This is a genomic window from Novosphingobium malaysiense (assembly GCF_000802225.1).
Taxonomy (GTDB): Bacteria; Pseudomonadota; Alphaproteobacteria; order Sphingomonadales; family Sphingomonadaceae; genus Novosphingobium; species Novosphingobium malaysiense.
The window spans coordinates 1-211 of record NZ_JTDI01000017.1; the positions used below are offsets into that span (position 1 = coordinate 1).

Annotated in this window: 1 pseudogene; it reads right to left on the reverse strand. The window is 64.9% G+C overall.

The features are described 5' to 3' along the window. Window positions 1-16: 16 nt before the first annotated feature. A pseudogene (locus tag LK12_RS25020) lies at window positions 17-211 on the reverse strand (hypothetical protein); the annotation flags it as partial.

The following is a 211-nucleotide window of genomic DNA, read 5'->3' on the forward strand; positions in this document are numbered from 1 at the left end:
AGCAGCAGGGATGCATTCATTCCGGAAGCTCGTCAAAGAATTTCCAGCTGTTGGCGCCATCGAACCTGCGCACCTTGACGGCCGCGATGAGCTCGGGATCGAAGTTGCCCAGGTGGACGCCGTGCCTGGCGCCCGGCGCGGCATCGATCGGCTCCCAGTGCGTGACACAGCCGCAGGTCCGGCAGCGAATCGTGCGCAGCGTCTTGTCGCC